The 17,540-nt window shown below is 46.5% G+C and carries 8 protein-coding genes; all 8 read left to right on the top strand.

The genetic code is table 11. The features are described 5' to 3' along the window. Window positions 1-79: 79 nt before the first annotated feature. The 8 genes from G367_RS0109300 to G367_RS0109265 all read left to right on the top strand — a co-directional run bounded on the left by G367_RS0109300 (window position 80) and on the right by G367_RS0109265 (window position 17,540). Window positions 80-793, top strand: coding sequence for a 3-keto-disaccharide hydrolase (locus tag G367_RS0109300; protein ID WP_020412852.1), 714 nt, complete (start codon window positions 80-82; stop codon window positions 791-793). A 4-nt stretch (window positions 794-797) separates the two neighbouring features. Continuing rightward, window positions 798-1,013, top strand: a complete 216-nt coding sequence (locus G367_RS0109295; RefSeq protein ID WP_020412851.1) for a twin-arginine translocase TatA/TatE family subunit — start codon at window positions 798-800, stop codon at window positions 1,011-1,013. Then, the gene (locus G367_RS0109290) at window positions 1,013-1,927 is read left to right on the top strand and encodes a sugar phosphate isomerase/epimerase family protein (RefSeq protein WP_020412850.1); all 915 of its coding nucleotides are present in this window, start codon (window positions 1,013-1,015) and stop codon (window positions 1,925-1,927) included. Before G367_RS0109295 ends, G367_RS0109290 begins: the two co-directional genes overlap by 1 nt. Window positions 1,928-2,193: 266 nt before the next feature. Further along, entirely contained in the window at window positions 2,194-3,990 is a 1,797-nt protein-coding gene (locus G367_RS0109285; RefSeq protein WP_020412849.1) for a GMC oxidoreductase, read from the top strand. Then, the gene (locus tag G367_RS25025; RefSeq protein WP_020412848.1) at window positions 3,990-4,685 is read left to right on the top strand and encodes a gluconate 2-dehydrogenase subunit 3 family protein; all 696 of its coding nucleotides are present in this window, start codon (window positions 3,990-3,992) and stop codon (window positions 4,683-4,685) included. Before G367_RS0109285 ends, G367_RS25025 begins: the two co-directional genes overlap by 1 nt. 163 nt (window positions 4,686-4,848) lie before the next feature. Next, window positions 4,849-7,608: a TonB-dependent receptor gene (locus tag G367_RS0109275; protein WP_020412847.1), complete on the top strand. Its 2,760-nt coding sequence runs from the start codon at window positions 4,849-4,851 to the stop codon at window positions 7,606-7,608. Between the two features lie 68 nt (window positions 7,609-7,676). Next, on the top strand, window positions 7,677-8,651 hold the full coding sequence (locus tag G367_RS0109270; RefSeq protein ID WP_020412846.1) for an isoaspartyl peptidase/L-asparaginase family protein: 975 nt from the start codon (window positions 7,677-7,679) through the stop codon (window positions 8,649-8,651). A gap of 546 nt (window positions 8,652-9,197) precedes the next feature. After that, a complete protein-coding gene (locus G367_RS0109265) occupies window positions 9,198-17,540 on the top strand; it encodes an RHS repeat-associated core domain-containing protein (protein WP_020412845.1) in 8,343 nt (2,780 codons plus the stop codon).

The raw sequence follows: 17,540 nt of genomic DNA, 5'->3' as shown, positions 1-17,540 counted from the left end.
GAACTGCAGGCTCCCAAGGACCGTTGCCCTGAAAAGCATGGCACTGATTAGATAACAGCCAATAGGTGTGGAGATAATAATGATGAAAAACTTTACTAAAACCAGATCAAAAATATCCGTAGCGATTGCAGCAGCAGTGATGCTGGGTGCTGCAGGTTGCGAGCGGGTGCCCGAGTCGAGCGTCAAACAAGCGGATGGAGAGTGGCGTTACCTGTTTGATGGTGAGACATTACAGGGTTGGACTGGAACAAATGGCTCGCAGATTGGGGGTGCCTGGCAGGTTGTTAATGGCAATCTGGTATTGACCGCGGGAGGGGCTGGGGACCTGGTAACCGCTGAGCAGTTTGCAGATTTTGAATTGCAGCTGGAGTGGAAAATTTCTGAGGGCGGTAACAGCGGCATTATTTATCGCGTCGCTGATGGAGATGCACCAGTTTGGATGAGTGGCATGGAATACCAGGTGTTGGACAATGCCGCGTTTCCCAATCTGGAAAAGCCAAGCCACAGCGCCGGCTCAGTATTTGATATGTATGCGCCCAGTGAAGAGAGCGTTAAGCCTGCGGGAGAGTTTAATCAAACTCGTATTCGTGTAGAGAACGGCAAGGTAGAACATTGGTTAAATGGCAACAAGATTGTTAGCTACGAGCTTTGGTCAGAAGATTGGGGCAAGCGTTTGGCGGGCAGCAAGTTCTCAAATTATCCTGATTTTGCGCGGTCTGAAAGTGGCTATATCGCTTTGCAGGACCATGGCGATAAAGTCTGGTATCGCAATATAAAAATCCGGGAGCTATAAGCTAATGGGTATTTCAGGAATCAGTCTCTGGCAAATCCTGATAGTACTGGTGCTTGCAGTTTTATTGTTTGGCAGCGGCAAGATTCGCCGTTTGGGCGAAGATCTGGGGGGAGCAATCAGTGGCTTTCGCCGTTCTTTGCAAGGAAACCGGGAGGGTAGCGCTTCAACCGATAACCCCTCGAAACCCATTGCAGAGTTTTCCCAAATAGGAGAGCGGTAATGACTATCAATAGAAGGCGGTTTTTGGCAAATAGCACAAGGCTGGCAGCTTTGGGACTGGCTGCCCCTTTTATGGGGTTTGTTGGTCGTAGCCACAGCGCGGGAAGTGAAAGCTTTTTTAAGATTTCCTTGGCTCAGTGGTCCCTGCATCGGCAACTGCGAAGTGGTACTCTCAAGGTTCTGGACTTTCCGGTTAAAACGCGCAAAGTCTTTGGAATTGGAGCGGTTGAGTATGTAAATCAGTTCTTTAAAGATCAGGCAAAGGACTTGAAGTTTCTCACCGCAATGAGGGCTAGGGCAGAAGACCATAATGTTCGCAGTCTGTTAATTATGGTTGATGGAGAGGGCGACCTGGGTGATCCTGATAAAGGCAAGAGAAAGCAGGCGATAGAGAACCATTACAAATGGATCGAGGCGGCTAAACATCTCGATTGTCATTCTGTACGAGTAAATGCCGCAGGACAGGGGAGTCGCGAAGAGGTGGCTAAAGCATCTGTTGAGGGGCTGCGCGCGCTTTCGGAATTTGCCCAGGATTTTAATATTAATGTGATTGTTGAGAACCATGGTGGCTACTCATCTAACGGGGAGTGGCTGTCACAGGTCCTTCACCGTGTAGATATGCCCAACTGTGGCAGTTTGCCGGACTTTGGAAACTTCGGAGATTACGATCGCTATTTGGGAGTTCAGCAACTTATGCCCTTTGCCCAGGGTATCAGTGCCAAAAGCTTTGAGTTCGATTCAGCGGGAAGTGAAATCAACACGGACTTTGCTCGAATGTTACGGATCATTCGCGATGCGGGTTATCGGGGTTATGTTGGGATTGAATTTGAAGGGCCGGGAGATGAGGACCACGGAATTATGGCAACAAAACGGTTGCTAGAACATCTTGGTAGGAAGATGGAGGTGTCCACGTAATTAAATGAAAATAATTGATAAAATTTACTTACAGATGTAACCGGTTACATATTTTTAATTTTACCTAACCTGAAAATATGTACTTTAATGTCTGATTTCCTCAAGAAATCAGTCTTTAACACCGATAAATTAAAAATTCAGACTTGATAGTTGTTCATCCAAACAGAAAAATATTCTAATAATGTAACCGGTTACAGAAAAATTTTCCCAATTGATGGAATTTAGCCGGTCAGAAGAAAAATAAATGGTCATGCAGGAGAGATGTTATGGCGAGTGAAGATATTGAGAATAAAGAGTACGACGCCTTAATAGTCGGCTCTGGTGCAGGGGGCGGTATGGCTGCCTATGTGCTGGCCACAGCAGGTTTAAAGGTACTTTTGCTGGAAGCGGGGCGGTCCTATGACCCGGTCAAGGAAACCCCAATGTTTAATCTGCCCAAAGACGCCCCCCTGCGCGGTGGTAGCACGCCGGAAAAGCCATTCGGTTTTTACGATGCGACAGTGGATGGTGGCTGGCAGGTGCCAGGCGAGCCCTATACCCAGGGATCCCGGGAGAGAGGCCGGCGTTTCGACTGGTGGCGAGCGCGTATGCTAGGTGGCCGCACGAACCACTGGGGGCGTATTTCGCTGCGCATGGGGGAATACGACTTTAAGCCGTACTCAAGGGATGGACTCGGTTTTGACTGGCCTATCAGCTATCAAGATCTGGCTCCGTACTACGATAAAACCGAGATGCTCATTGGTGTCTACGGCACCAATGAGGGATTGGAAAATACCCCGGATTCTTCCGACGGCGTATTATTGCCGCCCCCCAACCCTCGCGCTTACGAGCTGTTGGCGAAAAAGGCATGTGACAAGTTGGGTATCCCCGTGATCCCTTCACACTTGGCCATTCTCAGTGAGCGCCTCGACCATGAAAATATTCCGGAGAAACTGTTCCCCGATAACAAGCTTGCCCAGGATGTAACCCGTGAATCGATGAAATCCCGTGCTGCCTGTTTTTGGGCCACACCCTGTGGTCGCGGTTGTTCCATTAAGGCTAACTTCCAGTCCACCACAGTACTGCTGCCTCCTGCGTTGGCCACAGGCAACCTTGACATCATAACTGACGCAATGGTGCGCGAAGTTACCGTTGATAAGAAAGGTAAAGCCAACGGGGTTGTTTACATTGATAAAAACACCCGTCAGGAAAAGTTTGCCAGTGCCCGCGCAGTTGTCGTTGCGGCCAGTGCCGCCGAGACATCACGCATTCTTCTCAATTCAAAAAGCACTTTATTCCCAGACGGTCTCGCCAACGGCAGTGGTGTTGTAGGCAAATACCTGATGGATACTGTGGGCGCGGGAGTAGGTGGCCAGATTCCAGCCCTGGAAAACATGCCCGCTCATAACGAAGATGGCGCGTCGGCAATGCATATGTATATGCCCTGGTGGCTGTACAAAGAGCAGTTGCGCGGAGACTTGGATTTTGCTCGGGGCTATCACATTGAATTCGGTGGTGGCCGCAGTATGCCTGGAGCTGGTGCCTTCGGCGGTATGGGTGATTTCACCGAAGGTGCCTACGGTAAGGATTTAAAAGAGGCCTGCCGACGTTATTACGGTTCCTTTGTCTGGTTCGACGGCCGTGGGGAAATGATCCCCAATGATGACAGCTACTGTGAAATTGATAAGGACCAGGTCGACCAGTGGGGTATCCCGGTTCTGAAATTCCACTGGAAATGGAGTGACCAGGAACTTAATCAGGCTGCCCACATGCACAAAACCTTTGCCGAAATTATCGAAGGTATGGGCGGCAATGTGACCACAACTGTACAGACTGATGGTGCCAAGGCAATTATCAACGGTGGTGCCATCATCCATGAGGTCGGCACCGCGCGCATGGGCTCCAACCCAAAAGATTCTGTGCTCAATCCTTACTGCCAGTCCTGGGAGGTTCCCAACCTCTTCCTAACTGACGGCGCTCCCTTTGTTTCTAATGCCGATAAAAACCCAACCCTGACCATTATGGCCCTGGCTTGGCGTACCTGTGACTACATCGTGGACCAATTCAAGAAGAGGAATATCTGATGAGCGAGGAAAAAACCAACCTTGGTCGCCGTAATGCCCTGCGTTTGATTGCCACCACCGCCGCTGCAGTTCCGGTAATTGGCTGCTCTGAGAAAGTTGCTGAAAAGGTTGTAGTGAGGGAGGACAAACCTACGGCAAAACCTGCAGTTAAAAACCTGGATGCTCCGAAACAAACGCTAGCCAAGGGGACGCCCACGGATCCAGATCTTCTTAATCCAGTTGTGCCTTGGGAAATGCAGCTAGATGAGAATGAATTAGCGGTACTGGCTGCGCTCTGTGATGTCATTATTCCCGCGGATGCAATTTCCCCGAGCGCCTCTTCTGTTGGTGCTCAGCATTACATCAATGAATACGTGAGTGCGCCTTATTCCAATAATAAAGCAGATCTTGTCACGATTCGCGGTGGGATTGTCTGGCTCGAGGGAGAGTCCAGGCGCAGATTTCAAGGCGCATTTGTCGAGTTGAATGAATCTCAAAAAACGGCCATCTGTGAGGACATCAAATGGACTCGCACCGCGAAGCCGGAATACCAGGCCGGTGCGCGTTTCTTTGCCAAAGTGAGGGTTCTCGTATCTACCGCTTTCTATACCACCGAGGAAGGTATGGCGGATATCGGCTATGTGGGTAACAGACCTATGGCCAGCTTCCCTGGAGCACCGCCTGAAGTACTAAAGCGACTTGGCCTGGATAGCTGATAGCGATACATGGCCTTAACCCCTAGGGAAGGGGGCTCATAAAAATAAGCCAGGGACAGGCAGACCTAAAACCCGGGTTATTCCGAGAGCTTGGTATGTGGATATGCCGAGTCAAGAGGGTGTACGGAAAGCTCGAGAATTATAATAAAAGAGATGCTCAGCAATGAAAGAGAAAACCCTTTATACAAATCGTAGGGCGGAACTATTACGCACATCTGCCAGCGCACTGGTGTTATTTAGTGTTGTTGGTATGGCGCAAGCACAGAATACGGAGCAAGCAAAAGAGGAAAGCTTGGTTCTCGAAGAAGTAGAGGTGATGGGTATTCGCCAGAGTATGGAGAAAAACCTCGATGTGAAGCGTTTTTCTAATGCTGTGGTAGATTCAATTACTGCTGAGGATATTGGCAAGTTCCCCGATAAAAACGTAGCCGATGCCTTGCAGCGAGTGCCGGGAGTTTCTATTGTCCGTAGTGGCGGTGAGGGTGCCCGGGTAAGTATTCGTGGTACGGCCCCTGAACTTACTTTTACTCAACTTAACGGTAACTATATTGCCACTCCGGGAGATGAGCCGTCACGCTCACTAGATTATTCTTTGTTGCCAGCAACAATGATTGCTCGTACAGATGTTTATAAGAGCCCTGAGGCAAAGCTGGATGAAGGCGGAATCGGCGGGACTGTCATTTTGCACACCCGCAAACCTCTGGATCTAGATGCGGGGGAGGGCATGCTATCAGTTGAGACAACCTATGCGGATGTCACTGAAAAGTATGAACCACAATACACAGGTTTTTACTCATGGAAAAATGATCAGGAAACCTTTGGTGTATTAGTGGGTTATTCCAAGCAGGATCGTCAGAACCGGGTGATTAGCACCACTACAGAAAACTGGGGATGGCAAGGTGATGAAAAGCCGCACGATGGCGTAGAGGCCAGGGGGGCTATGGTAGATATCGACGGTAATGAGTACCGAGATTTCTATGCACCCAGAGCCGTAGTAGGTAGTGTCTTTGAGGAGGAGCGTACCCGAGAGGGAATTCAGCTCAGTGCCCAGTGGCGTCCGGTTGAGCAACTTGAGCTTGGTGTCAATTATTTTCGCTTTGAACAGGGTGGTAATTCGGAGAATTATCGTATTGTTTTTCCTGAGTGGAACTACGGTAATGCAATTGCTCCCGGTAGCCTTAAATTTGATGAAGATGGCGATACCTTACTCGGTATTGGTATGCTGGATAGAGGGCAGGCAGAATTGCAGTCTCCTCAGGTAGCCGGTGACTACACGCGAGCAGAGTATGTATCAGATACCTTGGACTTTAATGCTATTTACCAGGGGGATGGCTATAGCGTGCGAATGGTTGTGGGCAGCACAAGTGCGGAAGGCGGCCCTTCCGAGAAATTGTTTGCCTCAGTAAACTCTCGCTATGGCACTGTGACTGACTGGAGCTGGGATCTAAGCAGTGGTACAGCAGAGATTGATACCAGTGCCGATCTGGGAGATCCCAATACTTACCCCTTATACGACTGGTTCTCTTCTCATTGGACCAGCAGTGAGGATGATGAAAACTATTACCAGCTAGATGTTTCTATTGATATGGATTACGGCTGGCTGACTTCCCTTGATGTAGGACTTAAATACCGCGATCACGAAATTAATCGTAGGATCACCAAACAATCCTGGGACGACGATAACCTACCGTGCCCTACTATTAATTGGGGCGGAGTTGAGGGGGCCTGTTATCCCTGGTGGCCGAATGATTCTTTCCACACTGACCCTAATGGCGTTCCGGATACGATTGATATCCTTTCCAGTGGCCCACTCGACAATATTATTGGTGGCGTAAAAGTGCCCAACTTTGCCTACCTGGAGTTTGAGAAGCTAAAAGAGTTTCTCTATGAGACTTATGGTGATCCTACAGTTATCGTAGAGCGGGACCAGGATTATCGTATCGGTGAGGAAGTTACTGCAGCCTATGTACAGCAGAATTTTACCTCTGCCACTTTGCGCGGTAATTTTGGTGTTCGCGCGGTAAAAACCAAACAATATGCCCGCACTTATGACAATATTGACGGGGTTTTGCAAGATGAGCCCAATATTCGCGACAGCAGTAACACCGATTTTCTGCCAAGCGCCAATATCGCTTGGGATATTAACGATGATTTGGTAATGCGTGCAGCCCTCGCAAGGGTTGTTGCCCGAGTGAATTATGATGACCTCGGTGGCTCTGAATCCATACACGCTCCATTGCCAGGAGCGACTGTGAGAGATGGATTTGCGGGGAACTCCGAATTAGAACCCTATAAGGCAGATCAGTTTGATTTAGGCCTGGAGTGGTACTTTGACGATGCTTCCGCAATGGGAGTGACCTTGTTCAGGAAGGATATTGCATCATTCGTAATTAATGGCAGCTCCCTGGTTACCAGGGAAATCGATGGTGACACTTGGAATGTAAACATGTCGATGCCTGTTAATGGCACCGATGCCACCGCCCAGGGTGCCGAGCTGTTTGTGCAATATGCCTTTGATAACGGTTTTGGGGTTTTAGCCAACTACACCTATACGGATACCGAACTGGCCAACCTCGACCTCGAAAGCGGTGAAACAATCAAAACAGAAATTGCGGGTACTTCTAAAGATCAATACAACCTATCGGTGTACTACGAGAATGACCTTTTCAGTGTGAGAGCTTCCTACAATTATCGCAGCGCCTATGCGGATGGATATAGCAACGGCGTGAATACATTTACTGATGAGTATGATCAACTTGATGTAAATGCTTCTTATAGTTTGATGGAAAATCTTACTCTTACTGCCTCCATTATTAATCTCACCGAAGAGAAGGTGGATAGGTATTGGGGCGAGGAAAACAGGGTCTTGGGTTCCTCCTACTCAGGCCGCCGCGCCTACATGGGGCTGACTTACAGCTTCTGATCTCGCCATAACTACGGCGCACAGATACATTGCTGTATCTGTGCGCTTTCCATTTGAGATAAATCATCGTGATCAGCAAAAGAAAATTCCTGAAATATTCCTTCCTGGGCACTGCTGGTGCTCTGGCAACATCTTCAGTGGCGGCTATGGCAAGGCGTTATACGAAGAAGGGAAAAAAGCCGGTAGTCATATCAACCTGGAACCATGGGGGCCCTGCCAATGAGGCAGCTTGGCAGGTTCTCACTGAGGGTGGCAGGGCTTTGGATGCCGTCGAGGCCGGTGCGCGAGTGCCGGAAGGTGATCCTGAGGTAACCAGCGTTGGCTATGGTGGTTTTCCCGATCGCGATGGTGTAGTGACTCTTGATGCCTGCATTATGGACGACAAACAAGATTGTGGTTCAGTGGCTTTTTTACAGGGTATCAAGCATCCCATCTCGGTTGCGCGAAAGGTGATGGAGGAAACTCCACATGTGATGTTGGTTGGAGAGGGTGCGCAACGTTTTGCCGTTGAACAGGGATTTGAAATTGAGAACCTGCTAACCCCGAAAGCCGAAGCCGCCTGGCGTGAGTGGAAGCGCGAGTCCCGTTACCAGCCGGTAATCAACATTGAAAACCACGATACTATCGGCATCTTAGCCTTGGATCAGGATGGCAATCTTTCAGGTGCTTGTACTACCAGCGGCGCTGCTTTCAAGATGCATGGGAGGGTAGGGGACTCACCAATTATTGGCGCCGGGCTCTATGTCGACAATGAAGTCGGTGCGGCTACCGCCACCGGCATGGGTGAGCTAATGATCAAAACTGTCGGTTGCCATCAAGTGGTGGAGCTGATGCGTCATGGCTATACACCGGAAGAAGCCTGTCGTGAGGCGGTGGAGCGTATTGCACGCAAGCTTGGGGACTATAAGAAGTTCCAGGTGGGTTTCCTGGCTTTAGATAAAGCCGGTAATTATGGTGCTCACTGTATTCACCCGGGTTTTAATTATGCGGTGCGTGATGCGGATGGTGCGCGAATGATTGATTCAAAAAGTAAATTGGAATGACGATGGTTACATCGGAAAAGTAGTTATCATCTGTAAGCTATACAGTTTTAGGCTATTTCATATTTTATTAATAAGAAAAATTAGATGGAGGAAGGTTTTGCTTAAGCTAATTTTGGGTGTGCTTTCTATCATCTGCACTATTTCTATTTCTGGAGCGATGTTCCTAAAAGGAACAATTGATTAGCTTGCCAATAATGAGGAAAATTCAGGAATACTTATAAGATTGATTAATATACAAAATATGTTGGGTTCATGCATTAGAAATGGTTTTTATATTCTTTCGATGAGTCTCATATACTTTGAGCAAATTATGCCTTGTTACTTGCAACCGAGGTGGCGAATACAGAAATGTCGATTCTAGTTGGTGAAAGTGACCGTACTGATGGTATGCCAAAATTAAAAATCATTCAATTCAATAAGTAGTGTTTCATCCAGTGAGAGATCATGGTTCATTACAGAAGTTAAATTGGTTGACTATTGTTTAAGTAATATTTTTAATGCCCTTCAAGGGTATAAACCAAATAAAAATAAAATTAAGGGGTTAGTGTGAAGAAGTTTTCTGTGGGTCGTGCATTCATGACTTTCCGACATCTTTTTTTTGTTGCCGTCTTGGCTTCTTCTCAGGCCCTGGCCGAGCCGCTCGATCTTGGTTTGAGTGTCTCGCCATCGCTTAGTTATGATGGAAACTATACAGTCAGCTGGGGTGCTTCAGATGTATATTTTTCGTTAGAAGAAAAAGCGAGTGGCTCCCCGAATTGGGTCACGGTTCATTGGGGTTCTGGACGCTCAAAAAGCTTCTCCAAGCCTAACGGTGTTTACCATTACCGAATTGCTGTAAATCCTCCATGCCCTACCGGTAGCTGTCAAATACTCTATAGCCATATTAAGGGTGCTGAGGTGACGATTACTCCGGGCACACCTGGTGCGATTAAATTTGGTAATTTATCGGATCCCAATATTAATGGCGATAAGGACGGTAATATTATTGTTGAGTGGGGTGCGGCTTCTGGTGAGATTACTAAATATCAATTACAAGAGCGAAAAAACTCGGGGAGTTGGATTGATATTGATACTGGAGCTAGTCTGGCGATTCGCGAAGGGCGGGGCTCAATGGCGACGGGTCGTTATGACTATCGTGTTCGAGCCTGTTATGAGCATGCCTGTAGCCCTTACACAGCAATTAACACTATCAATGTGTCTAGGGCTCCGGGGGAGCCTGCGTCGATCAGTGTCTCACCTTCGCGGAGCACTGATGGTGAATTAACGGTTTCTTGGGGGGGCGCCACCGGTATCGTCACGGAGTATGAGTTGTTTCGGGAAACGAATGGTCTGGGGAACTGGGGAAAAGGTTACACGGGTACCGCACGGAATTACACGCTTCAGGATTTATCAGATGGTGTTTACCGTTTTCGGGTGCGTGCTTGTGCAACGATTGAGGCATTAACATCTTGTAGCACCTACAAAACTTCCTCAACAGCCGAGGTCCTTTTTATTCCCGGGGTTCCTGCAGGTATTCAAGTTCCCACCAATGATAATGATGGCAGTTACACCATCACCTGGGGAGAGGCCAGTGGTATTGTTGAGCACTATTTAATTGAGCGGAAGTTTAATGCTGGCAGCTGGACCAGTAACATCACGACTAAAGAACTCAGTCTGGATGCAAGTAATCAGCCCACTGGTACTTATAGCTATCGAATTTCTGCCTGTAATGCAAGTGGTTGTGGTGGTGTTACTGAGGAAAAGTCGGTTGAAGTAGTTAACACACCGCAGGCACCGGGATCGGTTTCTGTTCATGCTAGCGATTGTGATCTGACTGTTAATTGGGCAGCATCAAGCGGCACTGTCCATCAATATGAATTGCAGCGAGAGCTCAACGGTAATGGCAATTGGTCTTTGCTGTCGGGAGCGGATGCTTCAGTATTGAGTTTTAACGATCAAGGGTTGTCAAGCGGAAGTTATCGCTATCGTGTGCGCGCTTGTGCAACTATCGGAACATTTAAGGAGTGTAGTGATTACCGAACTACATCAACCTCTACAGTGCAGTGTGGATCTGCTCAGGAAATTGATCTATCGCAATACGATATTTATTACGGGGATGTAAATGGTGATGGCATTGATGATGTTTATTTAAAGGCACGTCCCCTGTATGTAATGCTGCATGGTGATGTTGTTATTCCTTTGGCTTTACCACCTAAATACCCAAGCTATTTGATTGCCTCAGCGGGAAGCTTAGGGTATCTGCATCCCATTATTGATGAAACTGTAGATATCTCGAAACTAACCAAGATACCTAATGGCAGCCTTCAATATTTCCATTACGATGGTGACGGTGATATTGATCTGTATATCCCCAAGTTCGGAACAATGTCCCATAACATTGTTATCGGAGGGGGGGTGCCAGAGATAGTCAGTACGGATATCTCCATTGATATAGTGGGAGATTTACACCTGGAAGCTATAGACCCAGAAAATGAAGTTACTACTGAAATGGAATATTACGGCAAGCTTCTGGGTGAACATAGCGTAGGCAATGATGGCTCATTTAATTACAGGGTTCCCATTGAGATTCCGCCGGGCATCAACGGTATGCAACCTAGTATTGCCCTAAAGTACATTAGCAGCCGGGGTAACGGCATTGCTGGCTGGGGTTGGTCTATCGCAGGGTTGTCATCAATCACTCGATGCCCGGCTAGTTTAGTGCGGGATGGTTATCGTAGTGGGATAAACTACGCCGACGACTTCAAGTTTTGTTTGAATGGGGCAAGACTTGTACAAGTGGGTTCCGGGCCAGGCTATTTAGATTATCGTACTGAATCTGAGTCATTCCAACGTATTCGAGCGTGGGGTGGGGATAGCCAATCACCTGATTACTGGACAGTTGAATCCAAAAATGGCACTCGGACTACTTATGGTGGAAGTTCTTCGGATAATGCAGAGCGTGAAGACGGTGTTGGCAAAACCCTGGCGTGGTCAATCGCGAAAGTCGAAGACGTTGCACAAAACTCCATGACTTATACCTATGAAAAGGATAGGGCTGCTGGCATACATCGTATAGAAAAAATCAATTATACCGACAACCCCAGGCTGCAGAGCACCAGAAATGTAATTCAGTTCGGGTATGAGCATCGTGACGATGTCAATACACACTTTCAGGCCGGAAGTCAGCTGACGGTAGATAAGCGTTTAACAAATATTAAAGTAAGTGCGAATGAGTTCGATATTGTCAGAACCTACACGCTCAGTTACCAGGATATTGATGGAAGAGACAATGCGGACCCCACCAAGATCAGTAGGCTGGAGCAAGTTGAGGTTTGTTACGGTGGATCAATAACTACTTGTGCTGAGCCTTTAACCTTTGAGTGGACCTCTTCAGCCAGTGAGACTTACGAAGGTAAGGCACTGGATTCGCAATATCGCTGGATGATCAACGATGCGGATTATCCTGAACAGCTCGCCGATTTTACCGGTGATTCCAACCTTGAGTATGTCTACTTCAGTAACGGTAAGATCTACATTCGCGATGCAGATGGCGAGGTTGCGTTGGTGGGAGATCAGCCCCCAATAGAGACCTTAGATTACTTTTATAAGCTCACCCAAGCGGGAACCCCTATCGCTTCTGAGAAGTCTATTTTCTTTTCTAGATTGCAACCCATCGATATTAATAGTGATGGCCTGACGGATCTACTGGTCCATTCCGTTGGCGGGCATCTTGGTATGAAAGCCTTTATAAACAAAGGTACGGCTTTTAATTCCTCTGGTGCCGCATTTAGTGAAAGCTCCACATATTCTCTTACTCCTGATCAAATTACTGGGCCAGTACCTGTAGGGAATGGAGGGAATTATTGGTTGAGCAATGAAGGAGGCACTTTCAGATGGACCAATGAACCCGAGCCTTACCGAATATCTTTCAAGGATTTGAATGGCGACGGGTTGGTGGACATATTGCGCTACGGTGTCAGCCGCCAAGTAGGAACTTCTAATCCGGGATTAGTTGCTCTGGACGTTAGCAGGTTAGAAGATCAGTCTGTAGCTTTGAATACGGGAAGTGGTTTTAGCAACTTTGTCGCATGGTCAGATGATGTTCCACACCCATCCTCTCAGCTTGGGGATGTTAATGGTGATGGTTTAGCCGACTTGGTGGATATATGGGGTAATATCTCGTTGAGCACAGGGGCCGGCTTTATAGGGCAGCCCTACACTTACAATGGCCGCTTTGGTCGCTTGTCTGGAGGGAGCCTATCAGGCGGGGTACACGGTGTATCCTCCGACAAATTTAGCCTGCAGGATATTAATGGTGACGGGTTTGCCGACTACGTAATTAGTTGGATTTGGCCCAATAGTGGTGAATTACCGATCCGTATTATTTATTCCACTGGCGATGATTGGGTTGAGGGGACAACAATCACGCTAGAGGTAACATCTAGCCCTAGAACTCCAGCAGAGCTTGATAATGTCGATATTACTCAAGGATATTTTTGGGTCGATTACAATGGTGATAATTTAAAAGATTTAATTTATACCGCGAGTAATAGTAATGATTGTAAGTATCTCTATATTAATCAAGACCGTGATTCATCCCGCTTAGCAATTCAATATAATCTAGGAGCCAGTGGGTTTTCAGATTGTCAATATTTGGATGCTACCGCTAAAGACTATCGACACTTATCCAGTCCTTACGATGGTAGAAAGAGTAATGCGTTTGTTGACTTGAATCAGGATGGAATGGTTGACTTTCTTCGCGATGTTACCGATGGCTTCTATTGGGGTAATGACGGAAGAACACATGGTAATAATACAACTGCTAATGCCACAATTAAGCCGCGGATTATTGCGGTTGATCCTGATACTAATCACCAGATTACGACAAATTATGAATCCCTGGCTAAGGGAACCGTGTACACACCCTGTGATAATGATATAACCAACTGTAGCCGCTTAATGTTGGGCCAAGAGTTGGGTTCAGTTGATACTGAATATGTATGGGATGCTGTACAGGTGCGCACCTCATCTGTTGGTGCTTCACCATACCTAGTAGCTACGGTAGAGGTAGCAAATGGTATTGGTGGTGTTACCGCAACGGACTACCAGTACCATTCTGCGGCTAAACACATACAAGGGTATGGTGCACTGGGTTTTGCAAGGGTAACTAAAACAACCAGCTATGCCGGCAAAGCGCAAAAAATACGTACTGTATCTGAGTTTCATCAGGTTGCAGATGAGGATTTCCTTCTGGCAGGTAGGCTTAAACAAGAAAAAGCCTGTGTCGTCAGCGGCCCCCATCAAGATTGTGATTATGGTTTGCTGACAGATACAAAATATCAGTGGAAAGTCCGGCTTTATAATGATGATGTTGATGCTAGCCAAAGCGGTACTAGTTTCTACAGTCCCCATTACTTCCCTTATGTTTATGAGCAAGCTAAAGCCACTTACAGTTTATCTGATGGAAGTAAGGTTTCTGATAGTATCGTTAGAAACAATAACTCTTCCAGTTTTGCTTGTGGTTCTCTGGATAATATCGACAACATATTAACCACCATCAATGATGAAGACTATGGTGCTGGGGGTACTTTGCTCCAAACACGTAGTGTGATGTGTGATGCGCAAATAGGTGAAGCATCGGTTACTGCCAGCCAAACTGTAAATAGCAATATTCTTCATATCAATACAGACGCGTTATGGGCGCCAGGATTAGTACAACGCCAAGAACAGACTGCCTATGTGAGGGATAGCAATGCTTCTGTAACTGGCCAAACACGCACTACAGCCTATACCTATAATGATTTGGGCCAGCGGCGCACTGAAATCCGCGAACCAGACTCTGGCAGTGAAATAAAAATACAGACTACATACTCCTATAATGACTACGGCTCGATTAGTAACATTACTGAAAGCTGGGATAGCTCTAATCGTGATGGGCTGGATTTTAATACTCGAATGGAAAGTATTGATGAAGAGTATGATACTAGCGGCAATCGCACGGTTGTTGTTACTAATGCTGAAGAACACCCTCAAGTGACGCAATATAATGCCGCGTTTGGGCTGCCATTTGCGGTATTGGAGCTTAATGGCCTGTTTACGCAAACTCATTATGATGGTGTTGGCCGAGTTGAATTTATTGAGCACCCTGATGGAACTTATTCAGAGTTTGAGTACCGTCAATGTGGAAGTAGCTGTTTTAGCCATAATTCCAATGTTGATTATTATGTGCAAAGTAAGGTAACCGGGCAGACTGCAACTCGTACTTATTACGACTATCTTGATCGTGAGATCGGTAGTCGAAGTAGGGATATGCAGGGTAATGCGGTTAATACTTACCAGACTTATAACGGCCAAGGCTTGGCAGCCAAAACTGTTAGCCCGTTCTACGACTTTGATAACGAATATTCTACGCACTTTGAATACGATATTCTTGGGCGTAAAACGCTTACAAAGTATTCAGATACATCAACTGTCAGAGTGGCATACGAAGGCCTGAAAAAAACACTAACTACAGAAGTAGTATCCGATATAAATTCCCGTAGCACGCAGACGCAAGTGCACTACTATAATAGTGCAGGTTGGATGATACGGAGTATTGATAACGCAGGTACTCCGATTGATTTCAGTTATTGGCCCAGGGGGCATTTAAAGACTACTCAAGTCAACAATGATTCTACGACACGTGTAAATATTGACTACGATGTGTTGGGCCGAAAAACCTCAATGGATGATCCCAATACTGGGTTAATCACTTATACTTACAATCCATTGGGCTTATTGGCAACTCAGCAAGATGCGCTAGGGTATGTGACAGAGTATCAATACGATAAGATTGAGCGCCAGATACAGCGTACTGATAATGCAACAGAGATTAACAACCTGCCCGCAAGTACACATACATGGACATACGATAATAAAGTTAATGGTGATGGACTGCTGGGCACCCTTAGTGGCGTGAACACAGATGGCAGTACTTATAAAGAAGAATACTCCTATAACACATTAGCTTTGCCTGAAGCTACGACTGTAGAGACCGGAGGGCGTAGCTTTGAAACTCAATATCATTACGATGTTTTTAGCCGGCTGATAGGTACTACCTATCCTACGGGTTTTATCGCGGCCAATATTTATAATAAGTATGGGTATAAGACCGGTGTTGTTGACGCAACAAATGGAAAGCAGTTGTGGGCTGCCAATGAACAAGATGCCCGTGGAAACTTAAGGCAGTTTACATTAGGAAATGGTGTAGTTACGAATCAAAGTTTTAACTCCTATACCGGTAGGGTAGCCTCAATTAAAGCACAGGGAAGCGTGTTGATTCAGGACCATGAGTATTACTTTGATAGCTTAGGTAACTTGGAGCAACGTAAAGATTTAAAGACGAGCCTGACACAACATTTCATATATGATGCGATGAATCGCTTAGAGCGCTCTTGCTTTGACGGCTGTGCCAGTAATGACGAATATTTATCCTATGATGCTTTGGGCAATATTACATACAGAAATGGAGTTAGTGATTATAGGTATGGCGAAAATGGCGCTGGCCCCAATGCAGTTACTCATGCTAATGGCGCAGATCATGTTTATGATGCCAGTGGTAACTTAATTGGCTCTCTAGCCAATGCAAGTTTTATTCGGGAAGTCAGTTATAGTATTTTTAACAAGCCAACCCGAATTGATAATTTTGAATCAGGCAAATGGTCAGAGGTGGTATATGGGCCTCATATGGACCGGGTAAAACGCACGGATAGTGACGGGCGCACGACTATTTATGCGGGCTTAGGAGCTTATGAGGAGACAACAAACGGCAGTGTAGTTGAAAAGGTTCACTATATTGGTGACTTTGCGCTGTATGTCGAGCAAAGTGGTGGCACAAATAATAGCTATTATCAGTATTTACACCGCGACCATATTGGATCAATCGTTGCAAAATCCAGTGAAAGTGTTAATGCAGATAGCGTGGAATGGATGTCTAATGGCGCCTGGGGGGAGCGCCGTAAAGAGACTTGGCGTGGTACCGAAGAAGGTGAAAGTTACCAGCCATCAGTAACTGCACGTGGATTTACAGATCATGAACACTTGGATGGCGTTGGGCTAATTCATATGAATGGGCGGGTTTATGATCCTGTGTTGGGGCGGTTTATGAGCCCGGACCCGTTGGTGCAGGCGCCTTATAATTCACAATCCTACAATCGGTATTCTTACGTATTTAATAATCCCTTGAGTTTTATTGATCCTAGCGGGTATGAGGTTGAAGAAGTTATCGTTTTAGGTATTGGATCACAAGAAAGTTGCTCCGGTGTGGCTGTAGTTTGTTACGGGCCAGGAGACTTTACTTTTTGGGATTTCATGACCTATACGTATAACAACATGGGTGACCTATGGGATCTATCTAAACAGCAGACTAATGAACAATATTTGGGGGATAGTACTCTCGGTGAAGCATTGATTGAGTATGCTGATGTTCCTGGCGGAGTTGTAGATTCTGTAGGAGATGTTTTGGATGGTGATGTCACAGGGGCTGTTGTTGGCATTCTTGCGCGTAGGGTACCTGGAGGAAAGACTCTTGAGGATAAGGTAGAGGATGCACTTGATGCTACAAAGGGGATACCGAGAATAACAGAAAAGGGTCTGAATCGTGTTGAAAGTCACTTGGATAGTGTTTTAAAGGATCAGTTTCCAGAATTTACTCGAAAGCAACAACTTGAATTTCAGAAATGGGAACGATCAATGCTTGAACGATTGCAAAATGGAAATACAACTAAGTATGATATTGAATTTTATCTACATGAGCTGAAAGAGTCTGCACAGTTTAGAAAAACTGGAGAATTGATGCCTGCTCACGAAAGAGCACTCAAGTGGCGAAATGTTGAATCCCTGGACCTGTTTCACCCAAGTATAAGGAATTAA

Origin of the sequence: Microbulbifer variabilis ATCC 700307, from assembly GCF_000380565.1 — a bacterium.
In the GTDB taxonomy this organism is placed as follows: Bacteria; Pseudomonadota; Gammaproteobacteria; order Pseudomonadales; family Cellvibrionaceae; genus Microbulbifer; species Microbulbifer variabilis.
Note: the sequence above shows the minus strand (reverse complement) of the source record. Positions and strands in the feature narration are given on the sequence as shown.

What these genes read in the sequence shown, in the direction of transcription:
- G367_RS0109300 (WP_020412852.1), top strand. Translation starts at nt 80, where the DNA reads ATGATGAAAAACTTTACTAAAACCAGATCAAAAATATCCGTAGCGATT.
- G367_RS0109295 (WP_020412851.1), top strand. Translation starts at nt 798, where the DNA reads ATGGGTATTTCAGGAATCAGTCTCTGGCAAATCCTGATAGTACTGGTG.
- G367_RS0109290 (WP_020412850.1), top strand. Translation starts at nt 1,013, where the DNA reads ATGACTATCAATAGAAGGCGGTTTTTGGCAAATAGCACAAGGCTGGCA.
- G367_RS0109285 (WP_020412849.1), top strand. Translation starts at nt 2,194, where the DNA reads ATGGCGAGTGAAGATATTGAGAATAAAGAGTACGACGCCTTAATAGTC.
- G367_RS25025 (WP_020412848.1), top strand. Translation starts at nt 3,990, where the DNA reads ATGAGCGAGGAAAAAACCAACCTTGGTCGCCGTAATGCCCTGCGTTTG.
- G367_RS0109275 (WP_020412847.1), top strand. Translation starts at nt 4,849, where the DNA reads ATGAAAGAGAAAACCCTTTATACAAATCGTAGGGCGGAACTATTACGC.